Source organism: Methylobacterium sp. Ger2507 (assembly GCF_055231875.1).
Genome location: NZ_JBUYVC010000001.1, coordinates 1986641 through 2004610 on the forward strand (window position 1 = coordinate 1986641; position 17970 = coordinate 2004610).

General features: G+C 69.3%; 17 protein-coding genes. 13 read left to right on the top strand and 4 right to left on the bottom strand.

The features are described 5' to 3' along the window. The first annotated feature begins 119 nt into the window (after positions 1-119). Positions 120-1553, top strand: coding sequence for a cytochrome P450 (locus ACV7NL_RS09240; protein ID WP_463355484.1), 1434 nt, complete (start codon positions 120-122; stop codon positions 1551-1553). Positions 1554-1761: 208 nt separating this feature from the next. On the opposite strand, the gene ACV7NL_RS09245 is transcribed toward ACV7NL_RS09240, so the two are convergent. Further along, on the bottom strand, positions 1762-2427 hold the full coding sequence (locus tag ACV7NL_RS09245) for an SspB family protein (protein ID WP_463355485.1): 666 nt from the start codon (positions 2425-2427) through the stop codon (positions 1762-1764). Between the two features lie 401 nt (positions 2428-2828). On the opposite strand from ACV7NL_RS09245, the gene ACV7NL_RS09250 reads away from it, so the two are divergent. From ACV7NL_RS09250 to ACV7NL_RS09275, 6 genes are all read left to right on the top strand, one after another. Beyond that, positions 2829-3686, top strand: a complete 858-nt coding sequence (locus ACV7NL_RS09250; RefSeq protein ID WP_463355486.1) for a lysostaphin resistance A-like protein — start codon at positions 2829-2831, stop codon at positions 3684-3686. Between the two features lie 94 nt (positions 3687-3780). Further along, positions 3781-4575 (top strand): thymidylate synthase, encoded by a 795-nt coding sequence (locus tag ACV7NL_RS09255; RefSeq protein WP_463355487.1) that lies wholly within the window; start codon positions 3781-3783, stop codon positions 4573-4575. Then, positions 4575-5072, top strand: a complete 498-nt coding sequence (locus ACV7NL_RS09260) for a dihydrofolate reductase (RefSeq protein WP_056189834.1) — start codon at positions 4575-4577, stop codon at positions 5070-5072. Before ACV7NL_RS09255 ends, ACV7NL_RS09260 begins: the two co-directional genes overlap by 1 nt. A 275-nt stretch (positions 5073-5347) precedes the next feature. Continuing rightward, on the top strand, positions 5348-6523 hold the full coding sequence (gene hflK, locus ACV7NL_RS09265; RefSeq protein WP_463355488.1) for an FtsH protease activity modulator HflK: 1176 nt from the start codon (positions 5348-5350) through the stop codon (positions 6521-6523). Beyond that, positions 6520-7482 carry a protease modulator HflC gene (gene hflC / locus ACV7NL_RS09270; RefSeq protein WP_056189839.1) on the top strand — a complete coding sequence of 321 codons (963 nt, stop codon included), beginning with the start codon at positions 6520-6522 and terminating at the stop codon, positions 7480-7482. Before hflK ends, hflC begins: the two co-directional genes overlap by 4 nt. 133 nt (positions 7483-7615) lie before the next feature. Then, the gene (locus tag ACV7NL_RS09275; protein WP_056189840.1) at positions 7616-9157 is read left to right on the top strand and encodes a DegQ family serine endoprotease; all 1542 of its coding nucleotides are present in this window, start codon (positions 7616-7618) and stop codon (positions 9155-9157) included. A gap of 174 nt (positions 9158-9331) precedes the next feature. On the opposite strand, the gene serB is transcribed toward ACV7NL_RS09275, so the two are convergent. Next, positions 9332-10228, bottom strand: coding sequence for a phosphoserine phosphatase SerB (serB, locus tag ACV7NL_RS09280; RefSeq protein WP_247635367.1), 897 nt, complete (start codon positions 10226-10228; stop codon positions 9332-9334). Positions 10229-10247: 19 nt separating this feature from the next. On the opposite strand from serB, the gene miaA reads away from it, so the two are divergent. After that, positions 10248-11210, top strand: coding sequence for a tRNA (adenosine(37)-N6)-dimethylallyltransferase MiaA (gene miaA / locus ACV7NL_RS09285; protein ID WP_463355489.1), 963 nt, complete (start codon positions 10248-10250; stop codon positions 11208-11210). On the opposite strand, the gene ACV7NL_RS09290 is transcribed toward miaA, so the two are convergent. Both ACV7NL_RS09290 and moaA read right to left on the bottom strand, forming a co-directional pair. Then, the gene (locus ACV7NL_RS09290) at positions 11188-12054 is read right to left on the bottom strand and encodes an NAD(P)-dependent oxidoreductase (RefSeq protein ID WP_056480059.1); all 867 of its coding nucleotides are present in this window, start codon (positions 12052-12054) and stop codon (positions 11188-11190) included. The two genes, miaA and ACV7NL_RS09290, sit on opposite strands and share 23 nt — an antisense overlap. Positions 12055-12130: 76 nt before the next feature. Next, positions 12131-13168 carry a GTP 3',8-cyclase MoaA gene (gene moaA / locus ACV7NL_RS09295; RefSeq protein ID WP_463355490.1) on the bottom strand — a complete coding sequence of 346 codons (1038 nt, stop codon included), beginning with the start codon at positions 13166-13168 and terminating at the stop codon, positions 12131-12133. A gap of 160 nt (positions 13169-13328) precedes the next feature. Here moaA and ACV7NL_RS09300 point away from each other — a divergent pair, with 160 nt between their 5' ends. From ACV7NL_RS09300 to ACV7NL_RS09320, 5 genes are all read left to right on the top strand, one after another. Then, complete coding sequence (locus tag ACV7NL_RS09300; RefSeq protein WP_247635365.1) at positions 13329-13802, top strand: gamma-butyrobetaine hydroxylase family protein; 474 nt, start codon at positions 13329-13331, stop codon at positions 13800-13802. A gap of 77 nt (positions 13803-13879) precedes the next feature. Beyond that, positions 13880-15253, top strand: coding sequence for an MATE family efflux transporter (locus tag ACV7NL_RS09305; RefSeq protein WP_463355491.1), 1374 nt, complete (start codon positions 13880-13882; stop codon positions 15251-15253). 197 nt (positions 15254-15450) lie between these two features. After that, positions 15451-16023, top strand: coding sequence for an iron transporter (locus tag ACV7NL_RS09310; RefSeq protein WP_056478787.1), 573 nt, complete (start codon positions 15451-15453; stop codon positions 16021-16023). A gap of 5 nt (positions 16024-16028) precedes the next feature. Further along, the gene (locus ACV7NL_RS09315; RefSeq protein WP_056189854.1) at positions 16029-16367 is read left to right on the top strand and encodes a cupredoxin domain-containing protein; all 339 of its coding nucleotides are present in this window, start codon (positions 16029-16031) and stop codon (positions 16365-16367) included. Positions 16368-16501: 134 nt separating this feature from the next. Continuing rightward, the gene (locus tag ACV7NL_RS09320) at positions 16502-17929 is read left to right on the top strand and encodes a 4Fe-4S binding protein (RefSeq protein WP_463355492.1); all 1428 of its coding nucleotides are present in this window, start codon (positions 16502-16504) and stop codon (positions 17927-17929) included. The last annotated feature ends 41 nt before the right edge of the window (positions 17930-17970 follow it).

Consider the following 17970-nt stretch of genomic DNA (forward strand, 5'->3'; position numbering starts at 1 on the left):
AACTGCACGCCAGCAAACCGCGATGCCGCATCGCCAGCGGGCCGTGTGCCCGGCGCCGAAATGTCATGGCTCCCCAGCCATACCCTGCCAGCCCCCCGCCGGGCCCGGAGTTGTCCTCGATGTCGCCTGCCGCCGCCCAGGTCTCCCCCCAAGCCCAGATTTCTTCCCAAGCCCAGGTCCTTTCTGAAGCCCCGATCCGCTTCCGGCCGGCGGTGCCCAAGCCGTTGCGCCAGCAGCCGGGCCTGTTCGGCTTCCTGAAGGCGGCGCGCGCCAACCCCCTCACCACCTGGCTCGATGTCCATTTCGAGAAACCGGTGGTGGCCGCCGACGGCGCTCTCGGGCGCGTCACGGTGGTCAGCGACCCGGCCCTGATCCGCTACCTCTACGTCGAGAACGCCGCCAATTATCGCAAGGACGACCTGCAGCGGCGCGTCCTCGCCCCCGGGCTCGGCAACGGATTGCTCACCGCCGAGGGCGACGAGTGGAAGCTCCAGCGCCGCACCCTGGCGCCGATCTTCTCCGCCCGGCACGTGCTCGGCTTCAACGCGCCGATGAACGCGGCCGGCGCCCGCATGGCCCGCCGACTGGCGCGCCGCGACGGCACCCGCATCGACGTGGCCCTGGAGATGACCCGCGTCACCCTCGACGTGCTGGAGCGGACGATCTTCACCCACGGCCTCGCGAGCGATCCCGATGCGCTCGGACGGGCGATCACCCGCTTCCTCGAATCGGTCGGGCCGATCGATCCCCTCGACGTGTTCGGGGTGCCGGGCTTCGTGCCGCGCATCGGTCGCCTGCGGGCACGCCCCGCAATCCGGTTCTTTGCCGAAGTGGTGGATGAACTGATCGACCGCCGCCGCGCCTGGATCGCCAAAGGGGCGGCGCCAGACGACTTGCTGACGCTCCTGCTCAAGGCGCAGGACCCGGAGACGAGCAGGGGACTGACCGACCTGGAGGTCAAGGCCAACATCGTCACCTTCATCGCCGCCGGTCACGAGACCACGGCGAACGCCCTGACCTGGGCGCTGTACTGCCTGTCGCAGGACCCGGCCGCCCAGGCCCGGGTCGAGGCGGAGGTCGATGCTGTCCCGGCGGACCAGGATTTCGATGCCGACGCGCTGCCCTTTACCCGGGCGGTGATGGAGGAGACCATGCGGTTGTTTCCGCCGGTGCCGTTCCTGAGCCGCCAGGCCATCGCGGAGGATCGCATCGGCCGGATCAAGATCCCCAAGGGCTCCCTGGTGATGGTGGCGCCTTACGTGCTCCACCGCCACAAGACCCTGTGGCCGGAGCCGGAGGCGTTCATGCCCGAGCGCTTCCTGCCCGAAGCCCGCGCGGAGATCCCGCGCTTCGCCTACCTGCCGTTCGGGGCAGGTCCCCGCGTCTGCATCGGCCAGAGCTTCTCGGTGCAGGAAGCCGTGGTGGTGCTGGCCCACATCGCCCGTGCCGCCCGTTTTACGCTCGCCGACGACCATGCGCCGGTGACCCCACTCCATCGCGTGACCCTGCGGCCGGAGCACGGGCTGCACATGACGGTGCACCCGCGGGGGTGAGGCCGGGACGACGGAGGTGGGACACGCGCAAATCTTCGCGCGCTGTCATTCCGGGGCGCCGACCGAGGAAGACCTTGGGCCACCCGTGTTTCTGGATCCCGGGTTCCGCTGCGCGGCCCCGGGATGACGGGGTGATCAGGCGGCCTCTAGGCTCTTGATCCCAGAAATCTTGATCCCAAAAATCTTCACCCCCGAAATTTTCGTCCCGTCAGCTCTTCTTGCGGAAGGCGTCCAGGCTGACGACCTCGGCGCTGGTTTCCTGGCCGTCCTCGGACTTCTTGGCGCCGTCCTCGGATTTCTTGGCGGCCGGCTTCGCGTCCGAATCGGCCTTGGCCGTCGCCGCGGCGGTGCCGGGGGCCGCCGGGATCAGCTTCGGCACGGTGCTGCCGATGGTGGCGAGGCCGGTGCTCTTCGGCTTCATCTCGGTGGGCTCCGAGGCGGCGCCGCGCGGTGCGCCCTTACCATTGTCGGCCGCCGACTCGTCGTCGATCGCCTCTGCGGCCGTCTCTTCCGTGCCTTCGGTCAGGTCGAATTTCAGCCCGAACTGCACGGAGGGATCGAAGAAGCCCGTCAGGGCGTCGAAAGGCACGAGCAGCCGCTCGGGCACGCCCGAGAAGGACAGGCCCACCTCGAAGGTGTGCTCGTTGACGCCGAGGTCCCAGAACTGGTGCTGGAGCACGATGGTCATGTCCTGCGGGTATTTTTCGCGCAGGCGCTGCGACATCCGCACGCCCGGCGCCTCGGTGCGGAACGAGACGTAGAAGTGGTGCTCGCCCGCGAGGCCCTCGCGGGCCGCGTCGGTCAGCACCTTGCGCACCACGCCGCGCAGGGCGTCCTGCACCAGGAGATCGTAGCGGATCAGGTCGTCTGCCATCTGCGGTCGCTTATGCCCGGTCACTGCCCGCCGTCGCGCGCCGTGAGGGCGCCCCGGGTCGGATGAAAATTGATGGGGAGCGCCGGTGCCCGGCCCTCCCAGAACCTCGCCTGAACGGCTCGGGGCCGACAGGATCTCTCCCGGACGAAACAGGACATCGCGGCCCAGGACATCGCGGCCTGCGCCGTGATCTGCCGCGCGTCCGAGCTTCCGCCAAAACCTGCGGCCTGTCGAGCCTCGGGTCCTTGCGTCCAAAAGCCCGTGGTCCGGAGAGGCGCTGCCGGGTTACCCTCCGGTCGCACCATTCGCCCGACCGCGAAACCCGACCCGGCGATGCCGGATTTCCGTCCTCGCCGAGCCTCTCGGCCAACACTTTGATTATAGTGGGAGTGCCGCCGCTTTTGAAGCCCGATGATGGGGCGCCGCTGCCCGAAGCGCGGGCGGATGTCATCCGGGCAACGACCGAGCCTCCGGGGGCGCGTGCGTTCCCCGGCCGGACCGTTCTGGGCCGCGCGCGGGCCGTCGTCGGTCTGGCCTTCGCGGCGTGCCTCGCGCTGGTGGCGGCGAGCGTCCTCGCCCTGGTGATCGTGCAGGTCGGCGGCGACTGGCTCGACGGCGTGGCGCCCTTCGGCGGGGAGCGGCCGCGCCTGCATCCGCGACAGGTCGCCATGCGGGAGCTGGCCCTCGACGTGATCCGCCAGGTGATCCTGGCCGTCCTCGTCGTCGGGGCGGTGCGCTGGCGCCACGGCGCCGCCTGGCGGCGGACCCTGGCGCTTGCGCCGCCGGGACCGCCGCCCTGGGGCGCGCCCGGCCTGTCGCCCGGGCGCTTCGCCCTGATCCTGCTGGCCTGGCCGCTGATCCACATCACCTGGGTGACCGGCAGCGCGGAGCTGTTCCGGATGCCGATCGGCCGGCACACGTCGCTGTCCCCGAGCCTGACCGCCGGGGCGGCGGCCCTGTGGTTCACCTACGTGCTGGTGCTGGCGCCGCTGGCCGAGGAGTTGCTGATGCGGGGTGCTTTGTTCGCCCGTGCGCGCGAACACTTCGCCCCGCCAGGCGCCATCCTGGTGACGGCGCTGCTGTTCGCCGGCGCCCATCTCACGCCCGCCGGCTTCGCCCGGCCGGTCTCCCTGATCCCGCTCGCCCTGATGCTCGGCTGGGTGCGCTGGCGCAGCGGCCGGCTGTGGCCCGGCATCGTGCTCCACGCCTGGAGCAACTTCGCGATGATCCTGTATGTGCTCGGGCCGGCCATCGGCTGAGCGGGCGCCGGCATGAAGGTGTTGACGCGCCGGCTGCCGATCTCGCCAGCTCCGGCGCGACGAGGTATTCCAGGCACCCCGCCCCGGAGCCGCGATGCACGCCTATCACCAGCTTCTCGAACGCATCCTCCGGGAGGGGGTGCGCAAGGACGACCGGACCGGCACCGGCACGCTTTCGGTGTTCGGGCACCAGATGCGCTTCGACCTCGGGCAGGGCTTTCCCCTGGTCACGACGAAGCAGCTCCACCTGCGCTCGATCATCCACGAATTGCTGTGGTTCCTCACCGGCGATACCAACGTGCGGGCGCTCCAGGCCAACGGCGTCAGCATCTGGGACGAATGGGCCGACGCGAACGGCGACCTCGGCCCGGTCTACGGCCAGCAATGGCGGTCCTGGGTGAAACCCGACGGCGGCAGCGTCGACCAGATCGCCTGGGTGCTCGACGAGATCCGCCGCAACCCGGATTCGCGCCGCCTCATCGTCTCCGCCTGGAACCCGGCCGATCTCGACCGGATGGCCCTGGCGCCGTGCCACTGCCTGTTTCAGTTCTACGTGGCGGAGGGACGGCTCTCGTGCCAGCTCTACCAGCGCTCGGCCGACGTGTTCCTGGGCGTGCCCTTCAACATCGCCAGCTACGCCCTCCTCACCGCGATGATCGCGCAGGTGTCCGGGTTGATCCCCGGCGATTTCATCCACACCCTCGGCGATGCGCACCTCTACGTGAACCACCTGGAGCAGGCCCGGCTGCAGCTCACGCGCGAGCATCGCCCGCTGCCCCGGCTCGTGCTCAACCCCGCCGTGACCGCGCTGTCCGAATTCCGCTTCGAGGACATCGCCGTGGAGGGCTATGCGCCGCATGCCGCCATCCGCGCTCCGGTGGCGGTCTGATGGCCGCGCCCCGCATCACCCTCATCGCGGCGGTCGCCCGCAACGGCATCATCGGCCGCGACAACGACCTGATCTGGCGCCTGCGCAGCGACCTGCGCCGGTTCAAGGCCCTGACCATGGGCAAGCCCCTGCTGATGGGGCGCAAGACCTTCGCGTCGATCGGTCGTCCATTGCCCGGGCGGCGCACCATCGTGCTGACCCGGGATACCGGCTTCGCGGCGCCGGACGTCGCCGTCGCCCATGACTGGACGGGCGCGCTCGCGGCGGCCGAGGGCGCGGACGAGCTGATGGTGGCCGGCGGCGGCGAGATCTACGCGCTGGCGCTGCCGCATGCCGACCGCATCCACCTCACCGAGGTCGATCTGGCGCCGGAGGGCGATACGGTGTTCCCGACCTTCGATCGCGCGCGCTATCGCGAGACCCACCGCGAGGCCCATCCGCCGGGGGAGCATGACGCCTGCGGCTTCAGCTTCGTCGATCTGGAGCGAGCCGGGTGAGGGACGCGACGCGGGCCGGTCCCGTAAACCATTCCGGCGCGACCCATTGCGCATCGGGTTCCCATGCGGTTGTCTTTCGGCGGTCCGATGCCCAAGTGGCAATCTTGACAGGATTCGGTGCGCCCAGGCAGGTGCCAGGGTCGGGTCACGACGAGATCAATACTCTTGTCCACGCGGGGGAGATCCGGCCCGCCTCCTGAGGAGGCCGGGACGGAGAGCGCGGGTGGGCTTCGTGCGCGGCGCAGACGCTGCTGGAACAGGAGAGATCGGCGAGCATGCCTTGGAGCAATCAGAGCGGCGGCGGTAGCGGCAACGGGGGAGGGCCCTGGGGCCGAGGCGGCGGCGGCAATGGCGGCGGGGGTGGCCCGTGGGGGAATGGCGGCGGCGGCGGTGGCGGCAAGACCCCACCCGACCTCGAGGACCTGCTGCGCCGCAGCCAGGACCGGCTGCGCGGCGTGCTCCCCGGCGGGTCCTTCGGTGGCGGGCGCGGCCTGCTGGTGATCGGCGGCCTCCTGGTCGCGGGCTGGCTTCTCACCGGGTTCTACACCGTGGCACCCCAGCAGGTCGGCATCGAGACGGTGTTCGGTCGCTATCTCAGCACCACCGGCCAGGGCCTGAACTACAACTTCCCGGCCCCGATCGGCGCCGTGACCAAGCCGAATGTCGGTCAGGTCAACAGCGTGCAGATCGGCTACCGCGCCGGCTTCGGCAATCAGACCCGCACGGTCGACAAGCCCGAGGAGAGCCTGATGCTCACGGGTGACGAGAACATCGTCGACCTCGACTTCGAAGTGCAGTGGCGGATCAACCCCCTGAAGGCGTCCGACTTCGTCTTCAACCTCGAGAACCCCGAGGGCACGATCAAGGCCATCGCCGAGAGCGCGATGCGCGAGGTCGTCGGCCGGCGCAACATCCAGCCGATCCTGACCAACGAACAGTCGAGCGTCGCCCAGGAGGTCCGGGAGATCACCCAGAAGGCCCTCGACGAATACGGCGCCGGCGTACGCATCGAACTCGTCCAGCTCGTCAGCGTCCAGCCTCCGCCGGAAGTGCGGCCCGCCTTCTTCGACGTGAACGCGGCGCAGCAGGATGCCGAGCGCGCCAAGAACGATGCGCGGACCTACGAGAGCCAGAAGGTGCCGCTCGCCAAGGGTGAGGCGCAGAAGATCATCCAGGCGGCGGAAGCCTACAAGACGCAGTCGACCGCCGACGCGACCGGTCAGGCCGCCCGCTTCACGCAGGTCTACGAGTCCTACAAGGTCGCCCCGGTGATCAGCCGCGAGCGCATCTTCCTCGAAACGATGGAGCGGGTCCTGGGCTCGGTCAACAAGGTGATCATCGATCAGAACGGGGCCGGCGCCGGTACGGGCGCCAGCGCCGCCGGCGTCCTGCCGGTGCTTCCGCTGACCGAGTTCGGTCCCCGCAACGCTGCCGGTGGAGTGGCCCGATGAACAATCAGACCCTCCGCACCGGCCTGATGATCGCCGCCGCCGCCCTGGTGGTCGGCCTCTACGCGTCGGTCTTCACCGTCGGCCAGATGCAGCAGGCCCTGGTGCTGCGCTTCGGCGGCGTCCGCGCCGTCCTGAACCAGACCGGCACCGACAAGCCCGGCCTCTACTTCAAGCTTCCGTTCTTCGAGAACGTGGTGCTGTTCGACAAGCGGGTGCTCGACCTCGATCTGCCGGTCCAGACCCTGCTCACCACCGACCGCCAGAACCTCGAGGTGGACGCCTTCGCGCGCTACAGGATCATCGATCCGCTGAAGTTCTACCAGTCGGCCAACAACATCGCCCGCGCCAACACCCTGCTGGCGAGCTTCACCAACTCGGCCCTGCGCAACCTGCTCGCCCGCTCCACCCGTGACGCCATCGTGCGGACGCAGCGCGCCGAGCTGATGAACCAGATCCAGGCCGACGTGAACCGGCAGGCGAAGGAGCTCGGCGTCGAGATCGTCGATCTGCGCATGACCCGCGTCGATCTGCCGGCTCAGAACAGCTCGGCGGTCTACAAGCGCATGACGACGGAGCGCCAGCGTGAGGCGGCCGATATCCGCGCCACCGGCGAGCAGGCGGCGGTCACCATCAAGGCCAAGGCCGACCGTGACGTGACGGTGCTGCTCTCGGAGGCCAACCAGACCGCCGAGACCCTGCGTGGTCAGGGCGACGCCGACAAGAACCGCATCCTGGCGGAAGCCTACGGCAAGGACGCGGACTTCTTCAGCTTCTTCCGCTCGATGCAGGCGTATGAGACCGGTCTGAAGGGCTCCGACACCCGATTGGTGATCAGCCCGTCCTCGGACTTCTTCCGCTACTTCAGCGATCCGCAGGGCAGGACCCCGGCGAGCCCGGCAGCACGCACCCGCGCTCCGGCCGAGCCCGGTACCACCGGTTCGACGGGCGCCACCCGCTGAAGCGGGTGACGTGATCCTGCCGAAACGACCCTGGTACGACATGTCCGGCGGCGGCCTTTGGTCCGCCGCCGGACTCTTGATCGGCGGACGGTGGGGACGATCTAAGAACGTCCCGAGAGAGATGAGGTCGACCATGGTCCCCGTTGCGAGCGCCGTCCGGGCGCCCCGTTCCCGAGCGCTCCACCGCAGCCTGCGCTCGGTCCTGATGGCCGCCACGCTGGCGACCTCCGTCTCGGTCATGGGCCTCGCCGCCCCCGCCTACGCCAAGGGACCGGAATCGCTGGCCGATCTCGCCGATCAGGTCACCGACGCGGTGGTGAACATCTCGGCCTCGACCACCGTCGACGCCCGACCCAACACCCGCTCGGGTCCCCAGCTGCCGCAGGGCACGCCGTTCGAGGACCTGTTCGAGGAATTCTTCAACAAGCGCGGTCAGCGTGGCGGCGGCGGCGACCGCAGCGAGGCCGACCGGCCGAAGCCGCAGCAGCGCAAGTCGAATTCCCTCGGCTCGGGCTTCATCATCGATGCCTCCGGCATCGTGGTGACAAACAACCACGTCATCGGCGACGCCAACGACATCCAGGTCATCCTCCACAACGGCACCAAGCTGAAGGCCGAGATCATCGGCAAGGATGCCAAGATCGATCTGGCGGTGCTGCGGGTGAAGCCGGAGCCGAACAAGCCCCTGAAGGCGGTCCCGTTCGGTGATTCGGAGAAGATGCGCCCGGGCGACTGGGTCATCGCCATCGGCAACCCGTTCGGCCTCGGTGGCTCGGTCTCGGCCGGCATCGTCTCGGCGCGCGGCCGCAACATCGAATCCGGTCCGTACGACAACTACATCCAGACGGATGCGGCCATCAACAAGGGCAATTCCGGCGGACCGCTGTTCAACATGAACGGCGAAGTCATCGGCATCAACACCGCCATCCTGTCGCCCACCGGCGGCTCGGTCGGGATCGGCTTCGCGGTGCCCTCGAACAACGCCGCGCAGGTCATCGACCAGCTGCGGGAGTTCGGGGAGGTCCGTCGCGGCTGGCTCGGCGTCCGTATCCAGAACGTCGACGAGACCACGGCCGAGGCCCTCGACATGAAGGACGGCGTCAAGGGCGCGCTGGTGGCCGGCGTCGACGAGAAGGGCCCCGCCAAGGCGGCGGGTCTCGAGATCGGCGACGTCATCGTCAAGTTCAACGGCACGGCCGTGAAGTCGTCGAGCGACCTGCCGCGCATCGTCGCCTCCACGCCGGTCGGCAAGACGGTGGACGTGCTGGTCATCCGCAAGGGCGCCGAGACGACGAAGTCCGTCACCCTGGGCCGCCTGGAGGATACGGAGAAGCCGACGCTCGCCAGCGTCAAGCAGCCCGAGGCGGAGAGCGCCGTCCGTCAGGTGCTCGGGCTCAACCTGTCCGGCATCACCGACGAGGCGCGCAAGCGCTTCAGCCTGAAGGACAGCCTGAAGGGCGTGCTCGTCACCCGCGTCGACCCGAACTCGACGGCGGCCGACAAGCAGATCAAGCCCGGCGAAGTCATCGTCGAGGTCGGCCAGGAGGCGGTCAGCGCCCCGGCCGACGTGACCAAGCGCATCGACCAGCTCAAGAAGGATGGCCGCAAGTCCGTCCTGCTCCTGGTCGCCAGCGCGAGCGGTGACGTCCGCTTCGTGGCGCTCGGGATCGACTGATCGTCGAAACGACTCTGTGGATACCAAGCCGCCGCCCGAGAGGGCGGCGGTTTTGTCTTGTCCAGGGGAGCGCTTCCCCTTCCTGTTAGGGGAAGGGCGATTGTCGATGGCATTACACCGTCATTCCGGGGCGCCGAAGGCGACCCCGGCATGACGGAGCGGTGCCCGCTGCGCTCAGCCCACGAACTCGGCCGACGCATAGCCCTGCAGATACAGCAGCGCCGTCAGGTCGCCGTGGTCGATGCGGACCTGGGCGGCGGCGGCCACCTTCGGCTTGGCCCGGAAGGCGACGCCGAGGCCCGCCTCGTGCAGCATGTCGAGGTCGTTGGCGCCGTCGCCCACCGCGAGGGTCTCGGACCGATCGAGACCGAAGCGCGTGCGAAGGTTGATCAGCGTCGCGCGCTTCGTCTCCTTGTCGACGATCGGCTCGATCACCTCGCCGGTGAGGTGCCCGTCCCGTACGCCGAGGGTGGTGGCGTGGGCCTCGTCGAACCCGATCTGCGCAGAGACCGGTCCTGTGAACAGGGTGAAGCCGCCCGAGATCAGGCAGGTGTGGGTGCCGTGCGCCTTCATGGTCTGCACCAGCGTGCGGCCGCCCGGCGTGAGGGTGATGCGCTCGGCGATCAGCGCATCGATCCGGCCCACGGGCACGTCGCGCAGGAGCGCGACCCGCTCGCGCAGGGCCGGGCCGAACGCGATCTCACCCTGCATCGCCCGCTCGGTGATCGCCGCGACGCGATCCTTGAGGCCGATGGTCTCGGCGAGTTCGTCGATGCATTCCTGCTCGATCATGGTCGAATCCATGTCGGCCAGGAACAGGCGCTTGCGCCGGTGCGGGCCGGCCTCGATCACCGCCACGTCGATCGGCTCGGAGGCCAGGGCCGCGCGCAGGCGCCGGGCCAGGGCCGGCGCATCGGCGGGCGCGCCCGGCACCAGCACCTCGGCGGCGACCTCGCCGTGCAGGATGCGAGGCTGATGTTCGGTGCGCATCACCGCGCGGGTCTCGGCCAGCACCGCATCGGTGATGGCGGGGCGGCTCTCGTTTGCTATCAGGATCGCGACGAGGGTCATCCGGGAGCTTTCCACGCCAGTGTCGCCGGTCCTACAACGCCCACACGCGCAGGTTCTGCCGGCGGCGATCCTCATCGCAGGGCCGACCGCCTCGGGCAAGTCGGGCCTGGCGCTGGCGCTCGCGCGCGATCTCGACGGGGTGGTGATCAACACCGACTCGATGCAGGTCTATGCCGATCTGCGCCGTCTGTCCGCCCGCCCGAGCGCGGAGGAGGAAGCGCTGGCCCCGCACCGGCTGTACGGCCACGTCGACGGAGCGGTGAATTACTCGGCCGGACACTTCGCCCGCGAGGCCGAGCCGCTGATCAAATCGCTGCGCGGCGAGGGCCGCCTGCCGGTCTTCGTCGGCGGCACCGGCCTGTACTTCCGGGCGCTGGAGGAGGGGCTATCCGAGCTGCCTCCGGTGCCGGATGCGGTCCGGTCGGCGGTGCGCGCCCGGGCCGAGGGACGGGCGACCGAAGACCTGCATGCCGAACTCGCGCTCTGCGACCCGGGCGGCGCGGCCGGGCTTCGCCCCAGCGACCGGGCGCGGGTGATGCGCGCCCTGGAGGTGTTCGCGGCCACCGGCCGGCCCATCGCCGATTTTCACGGGGCACGCCAACCCGGACCGCTCGCCGGCCTGCCCCTGCTCAAGCTGTTCCTGGCGCCCGAGCGCGAGACCCTGCGGCGAGCCATCGATAGGCGGTTCGAGGCGATGATCGCCGGGGGGGCGCTCGACGAGGTCGCGGCCCTGCGCGACCGCCGCCTCGACCCGATGCTGCCGATCATGCGCGCCCACGGCGTGCCGGGCCTGATCGCCCATCTCGACGGCGCGCTGACCCGTGAGGAGGCGATCCGGCGCGGGCAGGGCGACACCCGGCGCTATGCCAAGCGGCAGTTCACCTGGTTCCGCCACCAGATGGGGGCCGACTGGCTCTGGACCCCACCCGAGGAGGCCCTCGGGCGGGCGCGGGCGCTGCTCACGTCTCCAGGCGTGCGATGAGGGACGAAGTGTCCCAGCGATTGCCCCCCATGGCCTGTACGTCGGCGTAGAACTGGTCGACCAGGGCGGTGACGGGCAATTGCGCGCCGTTGCGGCGGGCTTCGGCGAGCAGGATGCCGAGGTCCTTGCGCATCCAGTCCACGGCGAAGCCGAAATCGAACGTGCCCGCGTTCATGGTCTTGCCGCGGTTCTCCATCTGCCAGGAGCCGGCGGCGCCTTTCGAGATGACCTCCAGCACGGCCTCGACATCGAGGTCCGCCCGCTTGGCGAAGTGCACCGCCTCGGACAGGCCCTGGACGAGGCCCGCGATGGCGATCTGGTTGACCATCTTGGTGAGCTGGCCGGAGCCCGACGGACCCATCAGGCGGCTGGCGCGGGCAAAGCACAGGATCGCGGATTCGACCTTCGCGTAGGTCTCAGGCTCGCCGCCGCACATCACGGTGAGCGCCGCGTTCTCGGCCCCGGCCTGTCCGCCCGAGACGGGCGCATCGATGAAGCCGAGGCCGGCGGTCTTGGCGGCATCGGCGAGTTCGCGGGCGACCTCGGCCGAGGCGGTGGTGTGGTCGACGAAGATCGCGCCCGGCTCCATGCCGGCGAAGGCGCCATCGTCGCCGAGGGTGACGCTGCGCAGATCGGCGTCGTTGCCGACGCAGGCGAACACGATGGCCTGGCCCTTGGCGGCCTCGCGCGGGGTGGCGGCGAAGGCGCCGCCCTGCGCGGCGACCCAGGCCTCGGCCTTGGCGGTGGTGCGGTTGTAGACCGTGACCTCGTGGCCCTTGGCGGCGAGGTGGCGGGCCATCGGGCCGCCCATCACGCCGAGCCCCAGAAACGCGACCTTCGCCATCATCATCCCCGTTTGTATCCTGAATACGATCGGGGTCTAGGAGCGATGCTGGCGAGCGTCAAACGTTCGCGAACGCTTATCCGCCGGTGACGCTCATGTGGCGCGGCACGGCGGCCGGGCGCGCCCGCTCGATGACGAAGTCGTGGCCCTTGGGCTTGCGCGCGATGGCGTCGATCACCGCCTGGGTCACCAGGGCGTCGTCGGGGGAAGCGCGCAGGGCCGCGCGCAGATCCGCCGCGTCCTCCTGGCCGAGGCACATATAGAGCTTGCCGGTGCAGGTGAGGCGGACGCGATTGCAGCTCTCGCAGAAATTATGGGTCAGCGGCGTGATGAAGCCGAGGCGACCGCCGGTCTCGGCGATGCGGACATAGCGGGCCGGGCCGCCGGTGCGGTCGGGCAGGGGCGTCATGGTGTAGCGCTGTTCGAGCCGGGCGCGCGCCACTGAAAGAGGCAGGAACTGGTCGGTGCGGTCGCCCTCGATCTCGCCGAGCGGCATGACCTCGATGAGGGTCATGTCCATGCCGTCGCCATGGGCCCAGGCGATCATGTCGGCGATCTCGTCCTCGTTGACGCCCTTCAGCGCCACGGCGTTGATCTTGACCTTGATGCCGGCCTTGCGGGCCGTCTCGATGCCGTCGAGCACCACCTTGAGGTCGCCCCGGCGGGTCACCGCGCGGAATTTCTCGGGGTCGAGGGTATCGAGGGAGACGTTGACGCGGCGCACGCCGAGATCGGCCAGCTCCGGTGCGAAGCGGCCGAGTTGGGTGCCGTTCGTCGTCATCGTCAGCTCTTCGAGGGCGCCCGTATCGAGATGGCGGGACAGGCGCCGGAACAGATGCATGATGTCGCGGCGCACCAGCGGTTCGCCGCCGGTGATACGCAACTTTCTGACGCCGCGCTGGATGAACACGGCGCAAAGCCGGTCCAGTTCTTCCAGAGACAGCAGGTCGCGCTTCGGCAGAAACTGCATGTCGTCGGACATGCAGTAGACGCAACGCAGATCGCAGCGGTCGGTCACCGAAATCCGCAGGTAGGTAATCGCCCGTTGAAACGGGTCGATCAGCGGCGCTGGCACGATCGGAGCGGCATCGTCGGTGGCGCGGGGACCCCACATGCGGGATTCTGTGCTCTGTTGGGGTGCGGAAACGTTGGCGCGGTCGCGTGACGATCCTAACATGACGAGACATATGAGGGTTCGTACGGCCAGGGGCAAGTTTGCGCGGGGCGCAGCACCCGTGCAAGGCAGTCGGGCGACCCGGCGGAAGGATGCGACCATGAATCAACAGGCTGTCGACCCGCATGCGGCCCCGGCCGCTCCCGAGCGCTGGCCGACCGAGATCCGCCTCTCGGGCGACAAGCGCACCCTGAACGTCGCCTTCGAGGATGGCGGTCGCTTCGCCCTGCCGGCGGAGTACCTGCGGGTGTCGAGCCCGTCGGCCGAGGTCCAGGGGCACTCGCCCTCCGAGCGCAAGGTCATCGGCGGCAAGCAGGACGTGGCGATCCTTAAGGTCGAGCCCATCGGCAACTACGCGGTGAAGCTGACCTTCGACGACATGCACGATACCGGCCTGTTCGGCTGGGGCTACCTCTACGATCTCGGGCGCGAGTACCGGAACCGCTGGGCGACCTACCTGTCCGAATTGCAGGACCGGGGCCTCAGCCGCGAACCCGTGCGCCGGGCGCCGAAGCCGGCCACGCCCCCGAGCGAGGGGAGCGGAAGCTGCGGCAGCGGCTGCGGTTGCCACTGACCGCATGATCCGCGCCCCGATCCCGAAAGCCGACCCCGAAAGCCGTCCGATGACGCCCTCCGCATGACGCCCTCCGCATGACGCCCTCGACCCAGCCGGCGACGAGCCGGCGCGTCCTCGCGCTCGCGCTTCCGATGACGCTCGCCAACGTCACGACGCCGCTGCTCGGCTTCGTCGGCGCCACCGTGATCGGCCGGCTGGGCGACGCGGCGCTCCTCGGGGCGATGGCGCTGGGCGCCGTGATCTTCGACGCGATCTTCTGGTCGTTCGGCTCGCTGCGCATGGCCACCGCCGGGCTGACCGCGCAGGCGGTGGGCGCCCGCGATTCGGCCGAGGTGGACCGTACGCTGGCCCGCGCCCTGGCGGCGGCCGTGCTCGTCGGCCTGGCGATCGTGGCGCTGCAGGGTCCGATCGGCCGGGCCGCCTTCTCCCTCAGCGGCGCCAGCCCGGCGGTGATCGCCGGCCTGTCGGCCTACTTCCACATCCGCATCTTCGCCGCGCCCTTCACCCTCGCGAACTATGCCATTCTCGGCTCGGTGCTGGGGCGCGGGCGGACCGATCTCGGCCTGATGCTGCAGGTCGCCATCAATCTCACCAACATCGCGCTCACCCTGGCGTTCGTCCTTGGGGCGGACATGAGCGTGGCCGGGGCCGGGCTCGCCACCCTGATCGCCGAGGCGGCCGGCGCGGGTCTCGGCCTGATCCTGCTGGCCCGGCTCGGCTCGCGCCCCTTCGCGGTGCCGTTCCGGGTGGTGCGCGATCCCCTGGCGCTGGCCCGGATGCTCAGCGTCAATGCCGACGTGATGATCCGGACCCTGCTGCTGGTCGGCTGCATCACCCTGTTCTCCGCGCTCGGCGCACGCTCGGGCGACGTGGTGCTCGCCGCCAACGCCGTTCTGTGGAATCTCTTCATGATCGGCGGCTTCTTTCTCGACGGGTTCGCCACCGCCGCCGAGACCCTGTGCGGGCAGGCCGTGGGCGCCCGGGACGAGGCTCGGTTTCGCCGCGCCGCCGCCTTGAGCCTGCTCTGGTGCCTAGCCTTCGGTGGCGCCATCGCGGTCGGCTTTCTTCTGGCCGGCAACCTCTTCATCGACGCGGTGACCACCAGCCCGGAGGTGCGGGCCATGGCCCGGCTCTACCTGCTGCCGGCGGCCCTGGCGCCCCTGATGGCGGCCGTGCCCTTCGCCTTCGACGGCATCTATATCGGCGCCACCTGGACGCGGGCCATGCGCAACCTGATGCTCGCAGCGAGCGCGCTCTACGGAGTCGCCCTGTTGACCGCCCACGCGGCCGGCCTCGGCAATGGCGGGCTGTGGCTCTCGTTCCTGATTCTCCTGGCCGGGCGCGGGATCAGCCAGGCGCTGGCCTATCCTGGACTGGTGCGCCGGACCTTCGCCGGGCGCGACGCGATGCTTCTGGATAAACGCGTGTCGGATTTCACGCCGGCCTGACACCATTTCGCGATGCGGGTTGAATTCCCTTCGTACGGATAGGCTTTGGACACATACGAAGCGGGTATGAACTGTCGGATCATCATCGATCTACTTGCCTGTTCATGCTCTGCCTCAGTTTGGAATGGTTCTGATTAAGGAACGTGACGAAAAAGCCTCTTTGCTTGTTATGTTCGCTGGTCTACGCGCTAGCCACGATGCGCAAGATTCTTTCCTCCCTTCTCCCCGCCACCTTGGCCGCCACCCTGATTGTCGGAGGCGCCGCGTTCAGCGGGCGCGCCGAGGCGAAGGAGACGCCGATCGGTCCCCACGTGACCCAGAACGGGATCGAGGTCGGCGCCGTCTACCTGCAGCCGATCGAGATGGACCCGCCGGACATGATGCGCGCCGCCGCGCAGTCCGACATCCACCTGGAGGCGGACATCCATGCCGCCAAGGACAACCGCAACGGCTTCGCCGAGGGTGACTGGGTCCCCGCCCTGGTGGTGAATTTCGAGATCACCAAGCTCGAGGGCGAGGCCGCCACCGGGCCGAAGGTCGCCGGTTCGCTGATGCCGATGGTCGCCAATGACGGCCCGCATTACGGCGACAACGTCAAGCTGTCCGGCCCCGGGCGCTACCGCCTGAAGCTGACCGTGGCCCCGCCCGGCGCCAACAGCCATTTCGGTCGCCACGTCGACAAGGAGACCGGCGTCGCCGAATGGTTCAAGCCGTTCGACCTGATTCAGGATTTCACCTTCGCGGGAATCGGCAAGAAGGGAGCCTATTGAGCCCCATGGCCGTTCTGCACCGAACCCTTTTCGCAGCCCTCGCGGCCGGCCTCCTCGCCACCGCCCCGGCGCGGGCCGAGGATCTGCCGGTCATCAAGGTCGAAATGAAGGATGGGGCCATCACCCCGAACGTCATCGAGGTTCCGGCCAACACCCGTTTCAAGCTCGAGATCACCAACACGGGTACCAGTCCGGTGGAGTTCGAGAGCCTGGAACTGAAGCGCGAGAAGGCGCTGGCGGCGGGGGCGACCTCGTCCATCGTGTTCCGCACCGTCGATCCCGGCACCTACGACGTGTTCGACGACTTCCACCCGAACGCGAAAGCGACCCTGGTGGCGAAGTGAATCGCTCCACCCCCCTGAAGCGCGTGACGAAGTGAGCCTCCGGGGGCCGCTTCGACGTTGAACTCTAATCCCGGCGAACTCCGACCCCGGCGAACTCCGACCCCGGCACAGAACCCCTGGTGAATCGAACCGGAATGGCGGCCTCGACTTCCCTCACGCCGCGCGACGCCCGAGATGCCTGGATCGACGCGAAGCTCGCCGATCTCGGGCAGTGGCTGCAGCGCCATGGCGGCACCATCCGCACCATCCAGTGGGGCGTGGTGGCGGTCTACCTCGTGCTGGTCGCCGTGCCGGCCTTCCTGCCGCTGCCCGATCGCAGCGCCCATCTCTGGAACAATCTCACGGTCTTCGCCCAATTCGCCTTCTGGGGCATCTGGTGGCCCTTCGTGCTGGTCAGCATGGTGGTGGTCGGACGGGCCTGGTGCGGCATTCTCTGCCCCGAGGGCGCTCTGACGGAGTTCGTCAGTCGCTGGAGCCTGGGGCGCGCCGTGCCGCGCTGGATCACCTGGGGCGGCTGGCCCTTCGTGGCCTTCGCCGGGACCACGGTCTACGGCCAGATGGTCAGCGTCTACGGCTATCCGAAGCCGGTGCTGGCGGTGCTCGGCGGCTCCACCGTGGCGGCGATCGTCGTCGGGCTGCTCTACGGCCGCAACAAGCGAGTTTGGTGCCGCTATCTCTGTCCCGTCAACGGGGTCTTCGCGGTGCTGGCCAAGCTGGCGCCGGTGAGCTTCCAGGTCGACCACGCCGCCTGGGCCACCTCGCCGAAACCGAAATCATCCCCGAATCAGAAAAGCGAGAGCTTCAACTGCGCGCCCCTGGTGCCGGTGAAGACCATGAACGGCGCCGGCGCCTGCCATATGTGCGGGCGCTGCTCCGGCTATCGCGGCGCCGTGCGCCTCGCGCGGCGCTCGCCCACCCACGAGATCGTCCACGTGGCCGGCTCCGAGCCGAGCCTGGACCAGACCGTGCTGATCCTGTTCGGCATGATGGGCCTCGCGGTCGGCGCCTTCCAGTGGTCGTCGAGCCCCTGGTACATCGACGCCAAGCAAGCGCTCGCCACCTGGTTGATCGAGCACGGCGTCACCTGGCCCCTCGAGACCACGCTGCCCTGGTTCATCCTGACCAACTACCCCGAACACAACGACGTGCTCAGCCTGCTCGATGGCGGGCTGCTGCTGGGCTACATCGCCGCCGCCGCGGTCGTGCTGGGCGTCTCGCTCTCGGCCCTGGTCGGGCTCGCGACCCTGTCGCTCGGCGGCTGGTCCCTGCGTCGCTTCCACCATCTCACCCAGACGCTGATCCCGGTGGCGGGCTGCGGCGTCTTCCTCGGCCTCTCGGCCCTGACGGTGACGTTCCTGCGCGGCGACGGCATCCACATTCCCTACGTCTCGGAAATGAGGGCCGCGCTCCTCCTGGGCACCAGCCTGTGGAGCGTCTGGCTCGCTTGGTCGGTGGCGGGCCTCTCGGCCGGGGGGCTGCGCCGCCTCGGCGCGACCCTCGGCATCGCGGCGGCCTGCTCGCTCTCGGTCTACGGCTGGGCGCTGCTGTTCTGGATCTGGTAGGGCGACCGGTTCGGTCGCGCGTGCCAATACATAAGGAATCC

Coding starts and splice junctions, on each gene's coding strand:
- ACV7NL_RS09315 (WP_056189854.1), top strand. CDS start 16,029: ATGGCCGTTCTGCACCGAACCCTTTTCGCAGCCCTCGCGGCCGGCCTC.
- ACV7NL_RS09260 (WP_056189834.1), top strand. CDS start 4,575: ATGGCCGCGCCCCGCATCACCCTCATCGCGGCGGTCGCCCGCAACGGC.
- ACV7NL_RS09305 (WP_463355491.1), top strand. CDS start 13,880: ATGACGCCCTCGACCCAGCCGGCGACGAGCCGGCGCGTCCTCGCGCTC.
- hflK (WP_463355488.1), top strand. CDS start 5,348: ATGCCTTGGAGCAATCAGAGCGGCGGCGGTAGCGGCAACGGGGGAGGG.
- ACV7NL_RS09275 (WP_056189840.1), top strand. CDS start 7,616: ATGGTCCCCGTTGCGAGCGCCGTCCGGGCGCCCCGTTCCCGAGCGCTC.
- moaA (WP_463355490.1), bottom strand. CDS start 13,168: ATGTGGGGTCCCCGCGCCACCGACGATGCCGCTCCGATCGTGCCAGCG.
- ACV7NL_RS09300 (WP_247635365.1), top strand. CDS start 13,329: ATGAATCAACAGGCTGTCGACCCGCATGCGGCCCCGGCCGCTCCCGAG.
- ACV7NL_RS09290 (WP_056480059.1), bottom strand. CDS start 12,054: ATGGCGAAGGTCGCGTTTCTGGGGCTCGGCGTGATGGGCGGCCCGATG.
- ACV7NL_RS09245 (WP_463355485.1), bottom strand. CDS start 2,427: ATGGCAGACGACCTGATCCGCTACGATCTCCTGGTGCAGGACGCCCTG.
- ACV7NL_RS09310 (WP_056478787.1), top strand. CDS start 15,451: ATGCGCAAGATTCTTTCCTCCCTTCTCCCCGCCACCTTGGCCGCCACC.
- serB (WP_247635367.1), bottom strand. CDS start 10,228: ATGACCCTCGTCGCGATCCTGATAGCAAACGAGAGCCGCCCCGCCATC.
- ACV7NL_RS09320 (WP_463355492.1), top strand. CDS start 16,502: ATGGCGGCCTCGACTTCCCTCACGCCGCGCGACGCCCGAGATGCCTGG.
- ACV7NL_RS09240 (WP_463355484.1), top strand. CDS start 120: ATGTCGCCTGCCGCCGCCCAGGTCTCCCCCCAAGCCCAGATTTCTTCC.
- hflC (WP_056189839.1), top strand. CDS start 6,520: ATGAACAATCAGACCCTCCGCACCGGCCTGATGATCGCCGCCGCCGCC.
- ACV7NL_RS09255 (WP_463355487.1), top strand. CDS start 3,781: ATGCACGCCTATCACCAGCTTCTCGAACGCATCCTCCGGGAGGGGGTG.